The sequence below is a fragment of the Synechococcus sp. H55.11 genome (assembly GCF_047462475.1).
Classification (GTDB): Bacteria; Cyanobacteriota; Cyanobacteriia; order Thermostichales; family Thermostichaceae; genus Thermostichus.
Window position 1 is genome coordinate 1 of sequence record NZ_JANSJI010000278.1, and the last position, 748, is coordinate 748.

Below are 748 nucleotides of genomic sequence, written 5' to 3' on the forward strand. Positions count from 1 at the left end.
AGTGGTTGCCGCTGTCGGCCACCCACAATCCCCCTTTGGGATCCCAGAGCAGCCCTTGGGGGGAGTCGAACTGGGCCTGATTAGCCGCTCCATCCCGATAGCCGGCCTTGCCGCTGCCGGCCCAAACCTCCAGTTCCCCTTCGGGAGAAAGGCGAAAAATCCGGTGCTGGGCCGGGTCGGCCAAGTAAAAGAACCCTTCTGGATCAACAGCAATGCCGCCAATCTGTTTGAGAGGGATCTCGGCCTCGCCGCCGCTATCAGAGACGCTGTTTCTAGGAAGGACTGCCGAGGCAGTGCGGCCATTCAGCAAGGTCTCCACCTGCCAGGCTGAGGCTGCCGCCGCAGTAGGGGTGGGTGAGGGGGTAGGGGCTGGCCACTCGTAAACCAAGGTTCCCAACCCTTGCCCCGCCGCATCGGCAACGGCCACCCAAACGGTTCCGGAAAGGGAGGCCGGCGGCATCACCGTCAGGCGGTCGCTGCTGCGGGAGCGGATCTCCCCTCTCAAGCTGCGCTCAGGATTGACGGCTGAAGCAAACAAAACCGTTTCCACCCGCTCCAGATTTTCTCCTAACAGCAGCAGGGGCTGGCCGGGCGCCGGCACCCCCGAGCCCGTGTGCAGCAGCGGCACTCCCACCTCGGAGAGTACCAGCATGGCCAGGCGGCGATTGGCCCCGCCAGAGCCCCCAGAGCGGTCAGAAAGGGTCAGGGATCCCTTTCCTTGCGCCAAGGTGGTGGATCCCCGGTAGGC

At 64.7% G+C, this 748-nt stretch carries 1 pseudogene; it reads right to left on the bottom strand.

The window, feature by feature from the left end:
* Positions 1-748 (bottom strand): annotated as a pseudogene (locus tag NW853_RS11205) (hypothetical protein); the annotation flags it as partial.